The 842-nt window shown below is 71.1% G+C and carries 1 protein-coding gene; it reads right to left on the minus strand.

The genetic code is table 11. From position 1 onward, the window contains the following. Positions 1–842 (minus strand): DUF222 domain-containing protein (locus HPC46_RS34570; protein WP_179476461.1); only part of this gene is annotated, 842 nt, incomplete at both ends.

Consider the following 842-nt stretch of genomic DNA (forward strand, 5'->3'; position numbering starts at 1 on the left):
AGCCGCCGCAGCGTGGCCCGGGACCGAGGATCGCTCACCGCATCGAACACCATCTTCTGCGCGACCGCCGACGGGACCGAACCGTAGCCGGCGATCGCCGCCGCGCCCTGTTGCGCCCCGAGCAGCACCTGATCGGAGATCACGACGTTCACCGCCACCGGCACTGCCGCATCGGCCGGCCGGCCGGTCACCCGCTCGACCATGGTGTCGGCCATGACCTGACCGCGCGAGCGTCCGTCACAGCAGACATCAGCTTCGCGTTTGAGGGCGGCATAGACCGAGACACCCTGAGCCATCGGCAGCAACGCCGTCACATACGTCATGGTGTCCGGCGCCGGACGGATCGTCACCGTGCGCTCCTCCACAGCCGTGGCCGCCCGATCCACGACAGCGTGCGGATCCAGCCGATACGCGATCGCCTTCGCCTCAGCAGCCAGCGCGGCGTCTCCCACACCCGCCAGCGTCGCGACGTCCGAGCACAATTCCGCATCCAGCCGACGCCGATCCTCGACATCCAGACAGGCCGACTCCCGCACCACGATCGTGGCCCGCCATTCCGACAGCGCCCCACTCTCCAGCGCGGCCAGCGTGTGCGGCATCTCGTACACCAGCGCCTTGGCCAACCCCAGATGCCGGCCACCCCGCGCCGGCGAATCCCGCCGGGCCAATGCCACCTCGGCCGCCACGCCCCGCCCACGCTTCGCGGCAGGCACCCCCGCCGCCGCCTCAGCAGAGCGCCGCGACTCATCCAGCGCGACAGCCAACCGAGCCTGCGCAGCCGAGGCCGCGGACTTCAGCCACTCCAGCTCCGCAATCCGCTCGACCAGCGCCGCTTCTCCGGC

The organism is Mycolicibacterium vinylchloridicum (assembly GCF_013404075.1).
Classification (GTDB): Bacteria; Actinomycetota; Actinomycetes; order Mycobacteriales; family Mycobacteriaceae; genus Mycobacterium; species Mycobacterium vinylchloridicum.